Annotated in this window: 14 protein-coding genes; 1 reads left to right on the top strand and 13 read right to left on the bottom strand. The window is 61.7% G+C overall.

Annotated features, from left to right (window positions below):
* Positions 1-80: 80 nt before the first annotated feature.
* The 13 genes from glmS to pcsA form a co-directional block, all read right to left on the bottom strand.
* Positions 81-1907 carry a glutamine--fructose-6-phosphate transaminase (isomerizing) gene (gene glmS, locus CO667_RS18695; protein WP_097619769.1) on the bottom strand — a complete coding sequence of 609 codons (1827 nt, stop codon included), beginning with the start codon at positions 1905-1907 and terminating at the stop codon, positions 81-83.
* A 109-nt stretch (positions 1908-2016) separates the two neighbouring features.
* Positions 2017-3378 carry a bifunctional UDP-N-acetylglucosamine diphosphorylase/glucosamine-1-phosphate N-acetyltransferase GlmU gene (glmU, locus tag CO667_RS18700; RefSeq protein ID WP_097619770.1) on the bottom strand — a complete coding sequence of 454 codons (1362 nt, stop codon included), beginning with the start codon at positions 3376-3378 and terminating at the stop codon, positions 2017-2019.
* 179 nt (positions 3379-3557) lie between these two features.
* Positions 3558-4328, bottom strand: coding sequence for a FadR/GntR family transcriptional regulator (locus CO667_RS18705; protein WP_097619771.1), 771 nt, complete (start codon positions 4326-4328; stop codon positions 3558-3560).
* Positions 4329-4343: 15 nt separating this feature from the next.
* On the bottom strand, positions 4344-5312 hold the full coding sequence (gene yjfF / locus CO667_RS18710) for a galactofuranose ABC transporter, permease protein YjfF (protein ID WP_097619772.1): 969 nt from the start codon (positions 5310-5312) through the stop codon (positions 4344-4346).
* Positions 5309-6322 (bottom strand): ABC transporter permease, encoded by a 1014-nt coding sequence (locus CO667_RS18715; RefSeq protein ID WP_097619773.1) that lies wholly within the window; start codon positions 6320-6322, stop codon positions 5309-5311. Before CO667_RS18715 ends, yjfF begins: the two co-directional genes overlap by 4 nt.
* Entirely contained in the window at positions 6319-7842 is a 1524-nt protein-coding gene (gene ytfR, locus CO667_RS18720) for a galactofuranose ABC transporter, ATP-binding protein YtfR (RefSeq protein ID WP_097619774.1), read from the bottom strand. Before ytfR ends, CO667_RS18715 begins: the two co-directional genes overlap by 4 nt.
* Before the next feature lie 219 nt (positions 7843-8061).
* Positions 8062-9024, bottom strand: coding sequence for a galactofuranose ABC transporter, galactofuranose-binding protein YtfQ (gene ytfQ, locus CO667_RS18725; RefSeq protein WP_097619775.1), 963 nt, complete (start codon positions 9022-9024; stop codon positions 8062-8064).
* Positions 9025-9168: 144 nt separating this feature from the next.
* On the bottom strand, positions 9169-10245 hold the full coding sequence (locus CO667_RS18730; RefSeq protein ID WP_097619776.1) for a BMP family ABC transporter substrate-binding protein: 1077 nt from the start codon (positions 10243-10245) through the stop codon (positions 9169-9171).
* A 49-nt stretch (positions 10246-10294) separates the two neighbouring features.
* On the bottom strand, positions 10295-11215 hold the full coding sequence (locus CO667_RS18735) for an ABC transporter permease (RefSeq protein WP_097619777.1): 921 nt from the start codon (positions 11213-11215) through the stop codon (positions 10295-10297).
* Positions 11212-12297, bottom strand: a complete 1086-nt coding sequence (locus CO667_RS18740) for an ABC transporter permease (RefSeq protein WP_097619778.1) — start codon at positions 12295-12297, stop codon at positions 11212-11214. The genes CO667_RS18735 and CO667_RS18740 overlap by 4 nt, the downstream gene beginning before the upstream one ends.
* Positions 12287-13876, bottom strand: coding sequence for an ABC transporter ATP-binding protein (locus tag CO667_RS18745; RefSeq protein WP_097619779.1), 1590 nt, complete (start codon positions 13874-13876; stop codon positions 12287-12289). The genes CO667_RS18740 and CO667_RS18745 overlap by 11 nt, the downstream gene beginning before the upstream one ends.
* A 40-nt stretch (positions 13877-13916) precedes the next feature.
* Positions 13917-14897, bottom strand: a complete 981-nt coding sequence (locus CO667_RS18750; protein ID WP_097619780.1) for a quinone oxidoreductase — start codon at positions 14895-14897, stop codon at positions 13917-13919.
* 9 nt (positions 14898-14906) lie between these two features.
* On the bottom strand, positions 14907-15635 hold the full coding sequence (pcsA, locus tag CO667_RS18755) for a phosphatidylcholine synthase (protein WP_097619781.1): 729 nt from the start codon (positions 15633-15635) through the stop codon (positions 14907-14909).
* Positions 15636-16001: 366 nt separating this feature from the next.
* Here pcsA and CO667_RS18760 point away from each other — a divergent pair, with 366 nt between their 5' ends.
* Entirely contained in the window at positions 16002-16814 is an 813-nt protein-coding gene (locus tag CO667_RS18760; protein ID WP_097619782.1) for a ferredoxin--NADP reductase, read from the top strand.
* Positions 16815-16864 lie beyond the last annotated feature (50 nt).

Here is a 16864-nt window from a genome sequence, read left to right on the forward strand (position 1 = left end):
CCCTTGTCCGCAGACCAAAATTGCCAGAATTCGGGGCGTCGCACAATATGTTTCGGCGCGACGATCCCGGCGTTGCAGGCTTATTCCACGGTCACGGATTTCGCCAGGTTGCGCGGCTGATCGACGTCGGTGCCCATGAAAACGGCGGTGTGATAGGCGAGCAGCTGGATCGGCAGCGAGAAGATCATCGGCGCGATGATTTCGTCGACCACAGGCAGGGTGATCGTCGCCATGGTCGGCAGTTTCGAGGCCGCCGCGCCCGCCTCGTCGGTGATGAAGATGATGCGGCCGCCGCGGGCTGCGACCTCCTGCATGTTCGAAACGGTCTTCTCGAAGAACCGGTCGTAAGGGGCGATGACGATGACAGGCATGTTCTCGTCAATCAAAGCGATCGGTCCGTGCTTCAATTCACCGGCGGCATAACCTTCGGCGTGGATATAGGAGATTTCCTTGAGCTTGAGCGCGCCTTCCATGGCAAGCGGGAAGCTGGTGCCGCGGCCGAGATAAAGCACGTCCTTGCACTTCGACAATTCGCGCGACAGGCTTTCCATCTGCGGCTGGATGAGGTTCAGCACCCGGCTCATGATGCGCGGCATTTCAGCGAGATGGCGCACCAGCGCCCTCTCCTCATCGGCACTCACCGTGCCGCGGGCCTTGCCGGCGCCGATCGCCAGCGATGCCAGCACGGCAAGCTGGCAGGTGAAGGCCTTGGTCGAGGCGACGCCGATTTCAGGGCCGGCCATGATCGGGAAGACGGCGTCGGATTCGCGGGCGATTGTCGATTCGCGGACATTGACGACGGCGCCGATCTTCAACCCGTTGTCGCGGCAATAACGCAGCGATGCCAGCGTATCGGCGGTCTCGCCGGATTGTGAGATGAAGAGTGCCGCCTGCGACGGCGACAGCGGCATTTCGCGGTATCTGAATTCGGAGGCGACGTCGATCTCGACAGGCAGGCGGGCATAACGCTCGAACCAGTATTTGCCGACGAGACCGGCGAGATAGGCAGTGCCGCAGGCCGAGATCGCCAGGCCGGTCGCCGCCTTGAAGTCGATCGCCGCGGCATTGGCGCCGATCGTGTTCTCGGCGAAATCGACATAATGGCTGAGCGCGTGGGAGATGACCTCCGGCTGCTCGTAGATTTCCTTTTCCATGAAATGGCGATGGTTGCCCTTGTCGACGACATAGGCGGTCGCCTGCGAGATCTGGCGGGCGCGCTTGACCGGCTTGCCGGCGAAATCGAGCACCGACACGCCGTCGCGGGTCAGCACGGCGCAATCGCCGTCGACGAGATAGCTGATCTCGTTGGTGAAAGGCGACAGCGCGATCGCATCCGAGCCGAGGAACATTTCGCCGCGGCCGTAGCCGACGGCAAGCGGCGGGCCGGAACGGGCGGCAATGATCGTGCCGGGATCTGACTTGAGCATGACGGCCAGCGCATAGGCGCCGGTCACCCGGTTCAGCATCTTCAGCATGGCGGCGCGCGGCTCCAGGCCCTCGCGCAGATATTTCGCCATCAGCTGGGCGACGACTTCGGTATCGGTCTGGGTTTGAAAGACCGCGCCCTCCTCGGTCAACTCATCGCGCAACTCGGAGAAATTCTCGATGATGCCGTTATGGACGACGGCCACACCTTCGACGAAATGCGGATGGGCGTTGGTTTCGTTGGGAACGCCATGGGTCGCCCAGCGCGTATGAGCGATGCCTGTCGTGCCGGGCAACGGTTCGGTGTCGAGGCGCTTTTCCAGATTGAATAGCTTGCCCTCGGCGCGGCGGCGATCCATCACCCCGTCATGAATTGTGGCGACGCCGGCGGAATCGTAACCGCGATATTCAAGACGCTTCAGCGCATCGACCAGGCGCCCGGCAACAGGCTGAGTTCCGACGATCCCGACAATACCGCACATAAAATATCCCCATGAACCTCTGACAATGAGGCCAGTCCTAACGATTTTCGCTTATTTCTCAATCGCCTCGGCGGTCACTTTGAATTTCCGCCGGTTACGCAAATCAGCCTCAGCTCTTCGCCTTTTTCGCCGCCTTGATGGCGAGTGCGCGTTCGCGCAGCAGCGTCGCGCGGCCGGGCTTGATCTCCTGCCGGGCGCGGCCGAGCGCCAGCGCATCGGCCGGCACATCGACTGTTATGACGCTGCCGGAGCCGACATAGGCGCCGTCGCCGATCGTCACCGGCGCGACCAGCGAGGAGTTGGACCCGATGAAGGCGTTTTCGCCGATCACCGTCTCGCTCTTGTTGACGCCGTCATAATTGCAGGTGATCGTGCCGGCGCCGATATTGCTGCCGGCGCCGATGACGGCATCGCCGATATAGGTGAGATGATTGACCTTGGCGCCCTCGCCCAGCCGGCCGTTCTTGACCTCGCAGAAATTGCCGACCTTCGAACCGTTGCCGAGATCCGCCCCCGGCCGCAGCCGCGCGAAGGGGCCGACGGTGGCACCCTGGCTGACATGGGCGCCTTCGATATGCGAGAAGGCGTGAATGACGGCGCCGCTGTCGATTACCGCGCCCGGACCGAAGACGACGTTCGGTTCGATCAGCGCATCCTGGCCGATGACGGTGTCATAGGAGAGAAAGACGGTTTCCGGCGCGATCATGCTGACACCAGACAGCATCATCTCGTGGCGGCGGCGCTCCTGCCAGAAGCGCTCGATGACGGCGAGTTCGGCGCGGTTGTTGCAGCCGGTCATCTCGATTTCAGGGGCATCGACGGCGGTGACGCGGCCGCCGAGCGACCGGGCGATCTCGACGAGATCGGTCAGATAGAATTCGCCCTTGGCATTGGCATTGCCGATGCGTGAGAGAAGATCGAGCGCCTTGCGGCCGTTGATCGCCATCAGCCCGCTGTTGCACCACGTCACCGCGCGCTCGGCATCGGTCGCGTCCTTCTCCTCGCGGATGGCGATCAGTTCGCCGTCCTTGACGAGCAGGCGGCCGTAGCCGGTCGGGCGGTCGGTGTGGAAGCCGATGACGACGACATCGCTGCCCTCGGCAAGTCCCTGGCGGGCGGCCTTCAGCGGTCCATCGGTCTGGAGCGGCACGTCGCCATAAGTGACGAGGATATCGTCATAACCCTTGGCGATCGCTTCGCGCGCCGCCAGCACCGCATGGCCGGTGCCGAGGCGTTCCTTCTGCAGATAGGATTCGACGCCGACGCCGGCGATGGTTGCGGCCTTTGCCACGTCCTCGGCATCGCGGCCGACGACCAGCGCGACCGAGGAGATGCCGGCGGAGGCGACCGCCTCGACCACATGGGCGATCATCGGCCGTCCGGCGACCGGATGCAGCACCTTCGATTTCGAGGATTTCATCCGCGTGCTGTCACCGGCGGCAAGAATGACGGCAAGACAAGTACGTTCCATGATCTGCTCCGCGAATCCGCGCCATGAGGCGGCTTTATCGCCTCATACTGCATAATTCCTGAAATCGGAATCGATTTTCGGAAAGCACGATGCGCGGGGGCAAAGTGTTACGGCGGCCGCTGCGCGCCCGAAAATATGCGTGGCGGCGCAGACACTCTAAGCCTTTACAAGTGTGAAATTTAGGTCGAAATCGGCACTCTGACGGTCTCCGAACCACGGGCCGCGAAGGCTTCGTGCACGTGATCGCGGCCGTCCAGGATGACGAGCTCCATCGCACGGCGCGCGGCGGCGCTGTCACCGGAAACGATAGCATCGACGATGCGCATATGGGTATCGGCGATATTGGCGAAACCGTTTTCGGCAGGCGGCGTGCTCATGCGGAACATGCCGACGAGAGCCGCTTCGATGAGGCTGCCCAGCGTCCGCATAAAGGGATTGTGCGAGGCCTCGGCGAGCGCCAGGTGAAAACGCAGGTCGGCGAGCGCCAGGCTGTCGGCCGTGTGACCGCTCGCCGCCATCTCGAGCGCCAGCCCGCGCAGCGTCTCGATATCCTCTGCATTCGCCCGTTCGGCGACAAGGCCGGCGGCGAAGGGTTCGACGGCGAGACGGATATCGTAGAGCTGCAGCAGGAATTCTTCCGTCACGCCGTTGTCGAAGTGCCAGGCGATGATCTCGCTGTCGAACATGTTCCAGAGGTTCTTCTCGGTCACACGCGTACCGACCCGCGCCTTGGCGACGACCATGCCCTTGGCGGCGAGCGTCTTCATCGTCTCGCGCAAGACGGTGCGGGACACCTTGAAGCGTTGCGCCAGTTCCGTATCACCCGGCAGGATCGAGCCGACGGGATAGGTGCCGGCGACGATCGCCTTGCCGAGTTCGTCGACCACCTGCGCGTGGCTCGTTCGGGTTCTACGCCCCGTCTTGCGTGTCTCGTCCAATTTGTTGCGCAAGCGATCCGTCTCCTCTCAAGCGTACCTCTTGTTCAGACTGGAAACGAACAGGATGGCTTTCTGCATCAGGATGAATGCAAACAGCAGAAGGCCAATCAGTATCTTGGTCCACCAGCTCGACAGGGTGCCGTCGAAGGTGATGTAGGTCTGAATGAGCCCCTGGATCAGGATACCGATCAAGGTCCCCGCCACGAATCCCGCTCCTCCGGTCAGCAGCGTCCCTCCGATGACGACCGCCGCAATGGCATCGAGTTCGACGCCGACTGCTGCAAGAGAATATCCGGCAGAGGTGTACAGCGAAAAGACGATCCCGGATAGGCCTGCAAGAAAGCCCGACAGCGCATAGATCTGAATTGTCGTGCGGCCGACCGGCACGCCCATCAGCCGCGCGGTCTGCGGGCCGCCGCCGAGCGCATAGACGTTGGTGCCGAAGCGGGTGCGCTGGGCGAGGAAAATGCCGGCGGCAAAGACCAGAAGCATGATGCCGCCGATCAGCGTCAGCCTTCCGCCGCCGGGCAGACGCCAATAGAGGCTCGTCAGCGTCGAATAATATTCGTGATCGATCGGGATGCTGTCGATCGAGAGCACGAAGGCCATGCCGCGCGCCAGGAACATGCCGGCGAGCGTGACGATGAAGGCCGGCATTTCAAGATAGTGGATGATCGCGCCCATGATGCCGCCGAAGGCGGTGGTGATGACCAGCACGATCGCAAAGGCGAGCAACGGATGGATCGAGGTCTTCTGCAGGATCACCGCGAGGAAGACGCCGGTGAAGGCGATGACCGATCCGATCGACAGATCGATGCCGCCGGAGATGATGACGAAGGTCATGCCGACGGCGGCGATGCCGAGAAAGGCGTTGTCGGTCAGAAGATTGCCGATGACGCGTGTCGACAGCATGTTCGGATATTGCAGCGTGCAGCCGGCATAGGCGAGCACGAAGATGACGATGGTCGCAAGCAGCGGCAGGTATTTGGAGTTCATTTCGGCTGCTCCCTTCCGCCCTGCCGGCGGCTGGCGAAGATGGCGAGCGATTGCACCGCCGGCGACTGGATGACGAGGATGACGATAATAATGACGGCTTTGATGATCAGGTTGAATTCCGGCGGGAAACCCGAGGACAGGATGCCGGTGTTCACCGCCTGGATGATCATCGCGCCGATCAACGATCCGAGAATGCTGAAACGGCCGCCGAGCAGCGAATTGCCGCCGACGACGACGGCGAGGATGGCGTCGAGTTCCAGCCAGAGACCGGCATTGTTGGCATCGGCGCCCTTGATGTCGGCGGCGACGATGATGCCCGCGATCGAGGCGCAGAGGCCGCTCAGCATATAGACCGCCATCAGCAGCACCGGCGTTTGAATGCCGGAGAGCGTGCTGGCGCGGCGATTGATGCCGACGGCCTCGATCAGCATGCCGAGCGCGGTGCGGCGGACGAGCAGGATGACGAACAGGCCGACAAGAAGCCAGGTGATGACAGGCATCGGCAGGAGCAGGAAGGAACCACTGCCGAAAAAGGTCAGCCCGTCATCGTTGAAGGTGAGGATAGCGCCTTCGGTGATGAGCTGGGCGATGCCGCGGCCGGCGACCATCAGCACCAGCGTGGCGATGATCGGCTGGATATTGAGGACGGCCACCAGGAAACCGTTCCAGACACCGCAGGCAAGCCCGATCGCCAGCGTTAGGATAATGGTATAAGCAACTGAATTTCCAGATACAATCGACGAAGCGGCAACAGCGCCGCAGATCGCGATGACCGCACCGACGGAAAGATCGATGCCCTTGGTGGCAATGACCAGCGTCATGCCGATCGCCAGGAGCGCCACCGGCGCACCGCGATTGAGCACGTCGATCAGGCTGCCATAAAGCCGGTCATTCTGAACAACGACATTAAAAAACTGCGGTGACGTGATGAAATTCAACAAAAGAATGACAACGAGCGCAATCAATTGCGGCGCCAGGCGATAGGCCAGCGCCTTCAGCGAGGACCTCATGCCTCCTCCATCTTATGTTCGGCGGCAGCAATGGCTTCGACGATGCCGGCCGCCGTGATACGTTCGCCTGTGAGTTCGGCGATATGTTGCCGGTCGCGAAGCACGATGACACGTGAACTATAGGCGACAAGCTCTTCAAGTTCCGAGGAAATCACGATCAGCGACATGCCTTCGGCGCAGAGCTGTTCGATCAGCCGGATAATCTCGGCATGGGCGCCGACATCGATGCCGCGGGTCGGCTCGTCGAGGATCAGAAACTTCGGATTGGTCGCCAGCCAGCGGGCGAGGATCGCCTTCTGCTGATTGCCGCCGGAGAGCAGCCGGATCGGCTTTTCGCGATCGGTGGTGCGGATATCGAGCGCCTTGATGTAGCGGTCGGCGAGCGCATTCTGTTCGGCGCGCGAAAGCGGCCGCGTCCAGCCGCGGCGGGCCTGCAGCGCAAGCGCGATATTTTCGCGGATCGACAGGTCGCCGATGATGCCATCGGTCTTGCGATCCTCGGGGCAGAAGCCGAAGTCTTTTTCGATTGCGGCGCGCGGGCTGGAAAGCGTCACCGGCTGGCCGTCGATCGTGGCGCTGCCGCTGTCGGCATGTTCGATGCCGAAGAGCAGTTCGGCGGTTTCGGTACGGCCGGAGCCGAGCAGCCCGGCAATGCCGACCACCTCTCCGGCGCGTACGTCGAGGTCGAAGGGTTTGACCTTGCCGCGTTTGCCGTAGCCTGAAAAACGGTATCGGACCTCGCCGGCCGCAAGGCTGTGTTCCCTCACCGTCTCCTCGACATGCGCCAGTTCGCGGCCGAGCATCATGGCGATCAGGCCCTGGCGCGGCAGATCGGCGGCGTCGCGGGTGCCGACGAGCTTGCCGTTGCGCAGCACGGTGATCCGGTCGCTGATCGCATAGACCTGCTCGAGAAAATGGGTGATGAAGACGATGCCGAGGCCGCGCTTCTTCAGGTCCTCGATGATGCGGAAAAGCAGCGCCACTTCCTGATTGTCGAGGCTTGCCGTGGGCTCGTCGAGGATCAGCACCTTGCCGGAGAGATCGACGGCGCGGGCGATGGCAACCACCTGCTGGACGGCGACGGAGAAGCGGCTGAGTTCGGCGGTGACGTCGATATCGACGCCGTAGCCGGCGAGCAGATCGCGCGCCTTGCGGTTCATCGCACGCACGTCGGTCATGCCGAAACGCCTTGGCTGGCGTCCGAGAAAGAGGTTTTCGGCGACGCTCAGATTGGCGAGGAGGTTGACCTCCTGATAGACGGTGCCGATGCCGAGTTTCTGGGCGGCGAGCGTATTGGCCGGATTGATTTCATGGCCGTCGAGCGTCAGGCTGCCCTCGTCACGATGATAGGCGCCGGTGATGCATTTGATCAGCGTCGATTTGCCGGCGCCGTTTTCACCAAGCAGCGCATGCACCTCGCCCTTGCGCAGCGTGAAATCGACCTTGTCCAACGCCACTGCGCCGGGAAAGAATTTCGATATTCCGGAAGCCGCGAGAACGTTCTCGAAATCGTGAATCATAGGGGTCTGTTTTCCTGATATTGACGGCAAAAGCCGCGCCGCGGCCGGACATGACGTCCCAAGGCGGCAAGGCAGTTCCGCACCGGTCCATGACGGGCCGGTGCGGTTCTACAGCGCCACCCCGTCTTTTAAGACGCGTGACACTGTAGCGCTTTGAATGCTGCATCATTCCCTCAATTCTTTGCCGATTGCGGAATGATGCAGTCGTGTCAAATCAGATCAGTAGCCCTGACCCTTCTTCTCTTCGTAGACCTTCAACGGTTCGTCGGCAGGCGTGTAGAGCTTGGACTCGGTCTGGATCCACTTCGCCGGAGCCTTCTTGTCCTTCAGGTAGGCTTCGAGCGCATCGAAGGCCGGACCTGCCATATTCGGCGTCAGCTCGACCGTGGCGTTGGACTCGCCTTCGGACATGGCCTTGAAAATGTCAGGCACGGCGTCGATCGAGACGACGAGGATATCCTTGCCCGGCTTCAGGCCGGCTTCCTTGATCGCCTGGATGGCGCCGACGGCCATGTCGTCATTATGGGCGTAGAGAGCGCAGATATCCTTGCCGCCATTTTCGGCCTTCAGGAAGCTTTCCATGACTTCCTTGCCCTTGGTGCGGGTGAAGTCACCGGTCTGGCTGCGAACGATCTTCAGGTTGTCGTGGCCGGCAAGAGCCTCTTCGAAGCCTTTCTTGCGGGCGATGGCCGGCGAGGAACCGGTGGTGCCCTGCAGCTCGACGACGTTGCACTTCTTGTCGCCGACTGCCTTGACCAGGAAGTCGCCGGCAACCTTGCCTTCGTGAACCAGATCCGAGGTAACCGCCGTCAGGTAGAGATCGTCCGGAGCCTTGATGGTGCGGTCGAGAAGGATGACCGGAATCTTGGCTTCCTTGGCTTCCTTGAGAACGTCGTCCCAGCCGGTTTCGACGACCGGAGCAATGAGAATGGCATCGACGCCCTGAGCAATGAAGGAACGCAGAGCCTTGATCTGGTTTTCCTGCTTCTGCTGCGCATCGGCAAACTTCAGATCGATGCCGCGCTTCTTGGCCTGCTCCTTGGTGACGGTCGTTTCAGCCGCACGCCAGCCCGATTCCGAGCCGATCTGCGAGAAGCCGACGGTCAGCCCGGCGGCCGAAGCCGAACCGAACATGCAGGCAGCAAGAATCGTGGCACTCAAAAGTGCTGTCTTCAATTTCATGATTTCCTCTCCCAAGCCGCGTCTCGCGGCGCAGGGTCAAAAAATCATATAGTATTACTTTTGTAAATCGGAATCTTGGCATGCACTGCAACAAAAAAGAGCGCCCACAGGGGGCGCTCTTCGCAACTGCGAATTAAATGCGGCTTATTGCGCCGGCAGCTTGTCGTCGACGCCTTCGACGTAGAAGTTCATGCCGAGCAGCGTGCCGTCATCGGCCTTCTCGCCGGCCTTCAGCCACGGCGTGCCGTCCTGCTTGTTGATCGGACCGGTGAAGGGATGCAGTTCGCCCGACTTGATCTTGGCCTCGGTTTCCTCGGCCATCTTCTTCACGTCGTCGGGCATGTTGGTGTAGGGCGCCATCTTCAGGATGCCGTCCTTCAGGCCGTCCCAGCTCTGCTCGGACTTCCAGGTGCCGTCGAGAAGCGCGTGAACGCGCTTGGAGTAATAGGTGCCCCAGGTATCGACGATGGCCGTCAGCTGCGCCTTCGGGCCGGCTGCGATCATGTCGGATGCCTGGCCGAAGGCATGGATGCCGCGTTCTTCGGCAACCTGCATCGGCGCTGTCGTGTCGGTGTGCTGGGTCAGCACGTCGACGCCCTGATCGACCATCGCCTTGGCGGCATCGGCTTCCTTGCCGGGGTCGAACCAGGTGTTGACCCAGATGACCTTCAGCTTGAAGCTCGGATCGACCGACTTGGCGCCCTGCTCGAAGGAGTTGATGCCCATCACCACTTCCGGAATCGGGAAGGAGGCGATGTAGGCGGCGCCGTGATTCTTCGAGGTTTTCGCAGCGATCTGGCCGAGGATGTAACGGCCTTCATAGAAGCGCGAATTGTAGGTCGCCAGATTCGGGCCGGCCTTGTAGCCGGTGCCGTGCTCGAACTTGACGTCCGGGAACTTGGCGGCGACCTTGACCGTCGCATCCATGAAGCCGAAGGACGTGGTGAAGATCAGCTTGCAGCCGGAGCGGGCAAGGCGTTCGATGGCGCGCTCGGCATCCGGGCCTTCCGGCACGTTTTCGAGGTAAGGCGTTTCGATCTTGTCGCCGAATTCGGCCTGGACCTGCTGGCGGCCGAGATCGTGGGCCTGCGAATAACCGCCGTCGGTATGCGAACCGACATAGACGAAGCAGACCTTCGTCTTGTCAGCGGCCTCTGCGGCGGACGAGATACCGATGACGGCGGCAGCCGAGGCGGCAAGTGTGAGTGCTAACTTCTTCATAGTAACCCCTGTTGGTTTGAAGTTGGGAAACCCGTCTTATGTTGTTGCTTCATCGCTCCGGCACGAAGGCCTTTCCAAGCGACGCGGGCGTGTTGATCAACGTCGTGCGCCGATTATGAGAAATGATGATGAGAACCACAATAGTCGCGGCATAGGGCAGCATCGAAAGGAACTGCGAGGGAATGCCGAGACCAAAGGCCTGCGCGTGCAGCTGCAGGATGGTGACTGCGCCGAAGAGATAACCGCCGGCAAAGACCCGCCACGGCCGCCAGGAGGCGAAAACGACAAGCGCCAGCGTGATCCAGCCGCGGCCGGCCGACATGTTCTCCGCCCATTGCGGCGTGTAGACGAGCGAGAGCTGCGCGCCGGCAAGACCGGCGCAGGCGCCGCCGAACATCACCGCCAGGTAGCGCGTGCGGATGACGTGAATGCCGAGCGCGTGGGCCGAACCGTGATTGTCGCCGATCGCTCTCAGTTTCAGCCCGGCACGGCTCTTGAACAGGAACCAACTGACACCGACCACCAGAGCAATCGACAGATAGAAGATCAGATCCTGCCCGAAGAGAACGTGGCCGATAACGGGGATATCCGACAGGACGGGAATGACGATCTCTTGCAGCCGGATGCCGGGCACGCTGACATAGGCTTCGCCGAGCATGCCGGATGCACCGAGGCCGAGAAGGGTGAGCGCCAGCCCGGTCGCCACCTGGTTTGCCACCAGCGTCAGCGTCAGGAAGGCAAACAGCAGCGAGAACAGCGCGCCGGCCACAATGCCGCAAACAATGCCGACATAGGGCGAGCCCGAGATTTGCGCGCCGGCAAAGGCAGCAACCGCGCCCATGATCATCATGCCTTCGACACCGAGATTGAGAACGCCGGAGCGTTCCGTCACCAGTTCGCCGAGTGCGGCGATGACGAGTGGCGTCGAGGCGGTGATAACAGTGAGCAGAATGGCTTCGAAGATGCTCATGCCGCCCCACCCCTTAGCCGCGACCAGACAATGCGGATTTTGTAATAGATCAGTGTGTCGCAGGAGAGCACGAAGAACAGCAGCAGGCCCTGGAAGACACGGGTGACCTTGTCGGAAACGCCGAGCGAAAGCTGTGCCGCCTCGCCGCCGAGATAGGTCAGCGCCAGCACCAGGCCCGATGCGATGATGCCGAGCGGATTGAGGCGGCCGAGGAAGGCGACGATGATGGCGGTGAAGCCATAGCCCGGCGAAATCGCCGGCTGCAGGTGGCCGATCGAGCCGGAGACCTCTGATATACCGGCAAGGCCGGCCAGCGCGCCCGAAAAAAGAAAGCTGAACCAGATCATCTTCTTCGACGAGAAGCCGGCAAAGCGCCCTGCCCGCTCGGATTGGCCGAGCACGACGATCTCGAAGCCTTTCAGCGTATAACGCAGCATGAACCAGACGCCGATCGCCGCAATGATGGCGAAGATGAAGGCCCAATGGGCGCGGCCCGATTCTTCCCAGATCGCCGGCAGCACCGCTTCCGGTGCAAAATCGCGCGAGACCGGAAAGTTGAAGCCCTTCGGATCGCGCCAGGCGCCGCGGATCAGCCAGTCGAGGAAGAGCTGGGCGATATAGACCAGCATCAGCGACGTCAGGATCTCGTTGGTGTTGAAATGCGCTTTCAGCAGCGCCGGAATGGCGGCGAAGAGCGCACCGCCGAGCCCGCCAAGGATCAGCATCAGCGGCAGCACCAGCGGCGAATGCCAGTCGTAGAAGACGATCGGCAGATAGGAGCCGGTGATGGCGCCGATGGTGAACTGGCCTTCGGCGCCGATATTCCAGTTGTTCGAGCGGTAGCAGACGGCAAGGCCGACGGCGATCAGGATCAAGGGTGCCGCCTTGATCGCCAGTTCGTGCAGCGACCAGACCTCGAGCAGCGGCTCGACGAAGAAGGCGTCGAGGGCCTCGACCGGGTCCTTGCCGAGCATGGCGAACATGATGGCGCCGAAGGCCAACGTCAGGACGAGGGCCAGGAGCGGCGAGACGAAAGCGTAGAGCTTCGAGACGTCGGGGCGTTTTTCGAGTTCAATGCGCATGCGGCGCCTCTTCAATGCGCATGGGCGCCTCTGGGGCAGAGCTGCTCTCATGCAGGCCGCCCATCAGCAGGCCGATCTTTTCCCGTGTCAGTTCGCCTGATGGGAACGGGCGGGAAAGGCGGCCTTCGGAGATCACGGCAATATCGGTCGCCACTTCGAAGATCTCGTCGAGATCCTGGCTGATGACGACGACGGCCGAACCGCTCCGTGCCAGATCGACCAGAGCCTGGCGGATGCGGCTTGCAGCCCCGGCATCGACACCCCAGGTCGGCTGGTTGACGACGAGCACTGCCGGCTGGCGATCGAGCTCGCGGCCGACGATGAATTTCTGCAGATTGCCACCCGACAAGGAGCCGGCGGCAGGATCCTCGCCGCTCTTGCGGACATCCATGGCCTCGGAAATACGCCTTGCGGCGGATCTCACCGCGCCATGGCGGATGATGCCGAGCAGGCCGAGAAAGGCTTTGCGGTCGGACTGACTGCGGGCCAGCACCAGATTGTCGGAGAGTTTCATGGCGGAGACGGCGGCATGGCCGTGGCGCTCCTCCGGCACGAAGCCGGCGCCGAGAAGACGGCGGGCGGTAATGCCCTGAGTGCCCACGTGCTTTTTGCGGATGACGATCGCCTCGGCCGAAGCAACCGGATATTCACCGGAGAGCGCATCGAAGAGCTCGCTCTGGCCGTTGCCGGCGACACCGGCAATGGCGAGAATCTCGCCTGAGCGCACCGTCATCGACACATCGCGCAGCGGCATGGCGAAAGGGGTGCGGGCGGCAACGGAAAGATTGGCGACGGCAAGCTGCACCTCGCCCTTGTCGCTGCGCTCCGGATGGGTGACAACAGCCACCTCGCTACCGACCATCATGCGGGCGAGCGAGGCCGGCGTTTCCCGCCTGGGATCGCAGGCGCCGGTCACACGGCCATGGCGCAGCACGGTGGCGCGATCGCAGATACGCTGCACCTCTTCCAGGCGATGGCTGATATAAAGAACCGAGCGCCCTTCTGCTCTCAGTTTGAACAGCGTCTCGAACAGCCTGTCGGCCTCCTGCGGCGTCAGTACCGAGGTCGGCTCGTCGAGGATGATGAGCTTCGGGTTCTGCAGCAGCGCGCGGACGATTTCGATGCGCTGGCGCTCACCGACCGAGAGATCGGCGACATGGGCATGCGGATCGAGCGGCAGGCCGTAGGCGATCGACAGCGCCCTCGCCTCCTCGGCGATCCGGTCGATCGGGATGGCGTCATCGAGCGACAGCGCAATGTTTTCGGCAACCGTCAACGCCTCGAACAGCGAAAAATGCTGGAACACCATGCCGATGCCGTGCTTGCGGGCTTCCCCCGGCGAGGTGATCGCAACCGGCTGGCCCTGCCAGAGGATATGCCCGCCCGTCGGCTCGAGAACGCCGAACAGCATCTTCACCAGGGTGGATTTGCCTGCGCCGTTTTCGCCGAGAAGCGCATGAATTTCGCCCGGCGCGATATCGAGATCGATTTCATTGCAGGCGGCAAAGCTTCCGAAGAACTTCGTCAGCTTCTGGACCGATAATAACGCACCGGAATCCGGCACATTCAATGGCGACACGTTCCCCTCATTTCTTCTGCCAACCGGTCCGTTTCGGATCTCATGGAATCAGCAGCGTCGTTCCTGTTGTTTTTCTTGTTTCCAGATCCGCGTGAGCCTGCCCAACCTCACGCAGCGGATAGGTTTGATTGATATTGATACGCACTTTGTTGCTTTGCACAATATCAAATAGCGCTTTGGCGCTGTCGATCAGTTCCTGGCGGGCGGCGATATAGGTGAAGAGCGTCGGCCGGGTCGCAAACAGCGAGCCCTTCTGCGCCAGGGCCGCGAGGGTGAAATTCTCGATCGGCCCGGAGGATTGGCCGAAGGAGGCAAAAAGGCCGCGCGGCTTCAGGCAGTCAAGCGACTGTGGAAAAGTATCGCGGCCGATCGAATCATAGACGACATCGACGCCCTTGCCGCCGGTAATTTCGCGGACACGGTCAACGAAACTGTCGCTCTTATAATTGATCACATGGTCGTAGCCATGCGCGAGCGCCAGCTCGACCTTGTCTTCAGAGCCCGCCGTGCCGATGACGGTGGCGCCGAGCGCCTTTGCCCACTGGCCGGCGATCAGGCCAACACCGCCGGCAGCGGCATGGAACAGCAGGACCGTCTCGGGCCCGACCTTGAACGTGCGGTTCAACAGATATTCGGCGGTCATGCCCTTCAGCATCATCGCCGCCGCCGTTTCGAGCGCTATGCCGTCGGGCACATGCACGAGATGGCGGACCTCGATATTGCGCTCAGTGCTGTAAGCACCGTCGGCGCTGGCATAGGCGACGCGATCGCCGACCTTGAAATCCGTCACGCCGGGGCCGACCGAGGTCACCGTGCCGGCGCCCTCCTTGCCGCTGACGAAGGGCAGATGCGGCGGCTTATAGGTGCCATTGCGGAAATAGACGTCGATGAAGTTGAGGCCGACCGCTGCCTGCCGGATCTGCACTTCGCCGGCCGAGGGCGTGGGAAGATCGATCTCGACATAGTCGAACACCTCCGGCCCGCCCGTCCTCGAGAATGAAACCGCCTGTGTTTTGCTCATCTGCCTATCCTAAGCTTCGCGTCCAAGGGCGGGGAAGAATTGCAGCACCGCGCCGATGACGTAAAGATAGAGCCCGGTCACGATAAAGAGAATGAGCGCCCATTCGGGGGTGTCGAAATGCATCAGCAGCGAAAAAATGCCGAGCGCCGACCACAGGAAAAACACGCCGAGATTGAGCGGGCGCAACCTTTTGACCCGGACCGGGTGCAGGAAGTTGATCGGCAGGAAGGTCAGCACCACCGAGACGATGACGACGGCGAGCGCCGTCGTGGCGCTGGCATCGATAACGAACAGGGTGAATACGATCATGTTCCAGACGACCGGGAAGCCGGAGAAAAAATACTCGTCCGTCTTCATGCCCATATCGGCATAATAGATGGCGCTGGAGACGACGATCATGCCGGCGGCGACGAAGGACCAGGGCTCGCCGATCATGCCGCTCTGATAGAGCGCGAAAGCCGGCAGCAGCACATAGGTGACGTAATCGATGATATTGTCGAGTGTATCGCCCGACCAGTTCGGCAGCACTTCCTTGACGCGCACCTTGCGGGCGATCGGCCCGTCTATGCCGTCGACGAGAAGCGCAAGCCCCAGCCACCAGAACATGTCGATGAAGCGGTGCTCGGCGGCGGCGACGACGCCGAGAAAGGCAAGGAAGGAACCGGAGGCCGTCAGGATATGGACGGAGAAGGCGCGCATCTCCGCGTAAGGAACGCGCTTATAGTTGAAAATCTTCATATTCCCCCGACCGCCCTATCGTGCTCGCCCCGGCAAGCATCGTTATCAGCCACACCTCGCCGGATCCTGTTGCTGAATCGGGTTCCGCCGCCGTAGGCCTTTGTTGTCGCACCGTTTTTGCCGAAAACCGGTATCCATGTCAGGCGCGCCGTTCTAATATGCATCCTTTGCCGGGCTTCGCCAGCGGGAAATACGACATTCCCCCGTCCGCTGCTCGCTCCCTGCGGGGCATTGAATCCTGACAATGACATGCATATTTCCCTTCTGAAGCGTCGCGTGGAATGGAATGCCTTTAATTCCGGCCCGATATGTAATATCAGCCTCGCATCCGACAGTTCATCCGACGAAACGGGATCCTCTACCGCAATGAACGCGCCTGCAAAGACCGAAGACTTCGCCCCGTCCATCCCCGCCGGCGTCTATGCCGAGACGGTGCTCGCTGTGACGCATTACACCGACCGGCTCTTCCGCTTCACGATGACCCGGCCGCAGGGCTTCCGTTTCCGTTCCGGCGAATTCGCGATGATCGGCCTGATGGTCGACGGCAAGCCGGTCTTCCGCGCCTATTCGATCGCCAGCCCCGCCTGGGCCGAAGAGCTCGAGTTCTTCTCGATCAAGGTGCCGGACGGCCCGCTGACCTCGCATCTGCAGGCGATCAAGCCGGGCGACCAGGTGCTGATGCGCAAGAAGCCGACGGGCACGCTGGTGCTCGATGCGCTGACCCCCGGCCGTCGTCTCTATATGTTCTCGACGGGCACGGGCGTTGCGCCCTTCGCCAGCCTGATCCGCGATCCCGAGACCTATGAAAAGTTCGAGGAAGTCATCCTCACCCACACGACCCGCGATGTCGCCGAGCTGAAATACGGCTTCGACCTCGTGCACGAAATCCAGAACGACGAATTGCTGAAGGAAGTCGTCGGCGACAAGCTGCGCCACTATGCGACCGTCACGCGCGAGGATTTCGAATATCGCGGCCGCATCACCGACCTGATTTCGTCAGGCAAGCTGTTTACCGATCTCGGCGTACCACCGCTCGATCCGACAATCGACCGCGGCATGATCTGCGGCTCCTCGGCGATGCTGAAGGATACCAAGGAACTGCTCGAAAAGGCCGGCCTCAACGAAGGCGCCAACAGCAAGCCCGCCGAATTCGTCATCGAGCGCGCTTTCGTCGGCTGAGGTTTTTCTCGACAATCAGATCTGGCAGCGGCTCCGGAAACGGGGCCGTT

The organism is Rhizobium sp. L43, assembly GCF_002531725.1.
Classification (GTDB): Bacteria; Pseudomonadota; Alphaproteobacteria; order Rhizobiales; family Rhizobiaceae; genus Rhizobium.

Bases quoted from the DNA above. Each gene is read 5' to 3' on its own strand.
- glmS (WP_097619769.1), bottom strand. From the start codon at position 1,907: ATGTGCGGTATTGTCGGGATCGTCGGAACTCAGCCTGTTGCCGGGCGC.
- glmU (WP_097619770.1), bottom strand. From the start codon at position 3,378: ATGGAACGTACTTGTCTTGCCGTCATTCTTGCCGCCGGTGACAGCACG.
- yjfF (WP_097619772.1), bottom strand. From the start codon at position 5,312: ATGAACTCCAAATACCTGCCGCTGCTTGCGACCATCGTCATCTTCGTG.
- CO667_RS18715 (WP_097619773.1), bottom strand. From the start codon at position 6,322: ATGAGGTCCTCGCTGAAGGCGCTGGCCTATCGCCTGGCGCCGCAATTG.
- ytfR (WP_097619774.1), bottom strand. From the start codon at position 7,842: ATGATTCACGATTTCGAGAACGTTCTCGCGGCTTCCGGAATATCGAAA.
- ytfQ (WP_097619775.1), bottom strand. From the start codon at position 9,024: ATGAAATTGAAGACAGCACTTTTGAGTGCCACGATTCTTGCTGCCTGC.
- CO667_RS18730 (WP_097619776.1), bottom strand. From the start codon at position 10,245: ATGAAGAAGTTAGCACTCACACTTGCCGCCTCGGCTGCCGCCGTCATC.
- CO667_RS18735 (WP_097619777.1), bottom strand. From the start codon at position 11,215: ATGAGCATCTTCGAAGCCATTCTGCTCACTGTTATCACCGCCTCGACG.
- CO667_RS18740 (WP_097619778.1), bottom strand. From the start codon at position 12,297: ATGCGCATTGAACTCGAAAAACGCCCCGACGTCTCGAAGCTCTACGCT.
- CO667_RS18750 (WP_097619780.1), bottom strand. From the start codon at position 14,897: ATGAGCAAAACACAGGCGGTTTCATTCTCGAGGACGGGCGGGCCGGAG.
- pcsA (WP_097619781.1), bottom strand. From the start codon at position 15,635: ATGAAGATTTTCAACTATAAGCGCGTTCCTTACGCGGAGATGCGCGCC.
- CO667_RS18760 (WP_097619782.1), top strand. From the start codon at position 16,002: ATGAACGCGCCTGCAAAGACCGAAGACTTCGCCCCGTCCATCCCCGCC.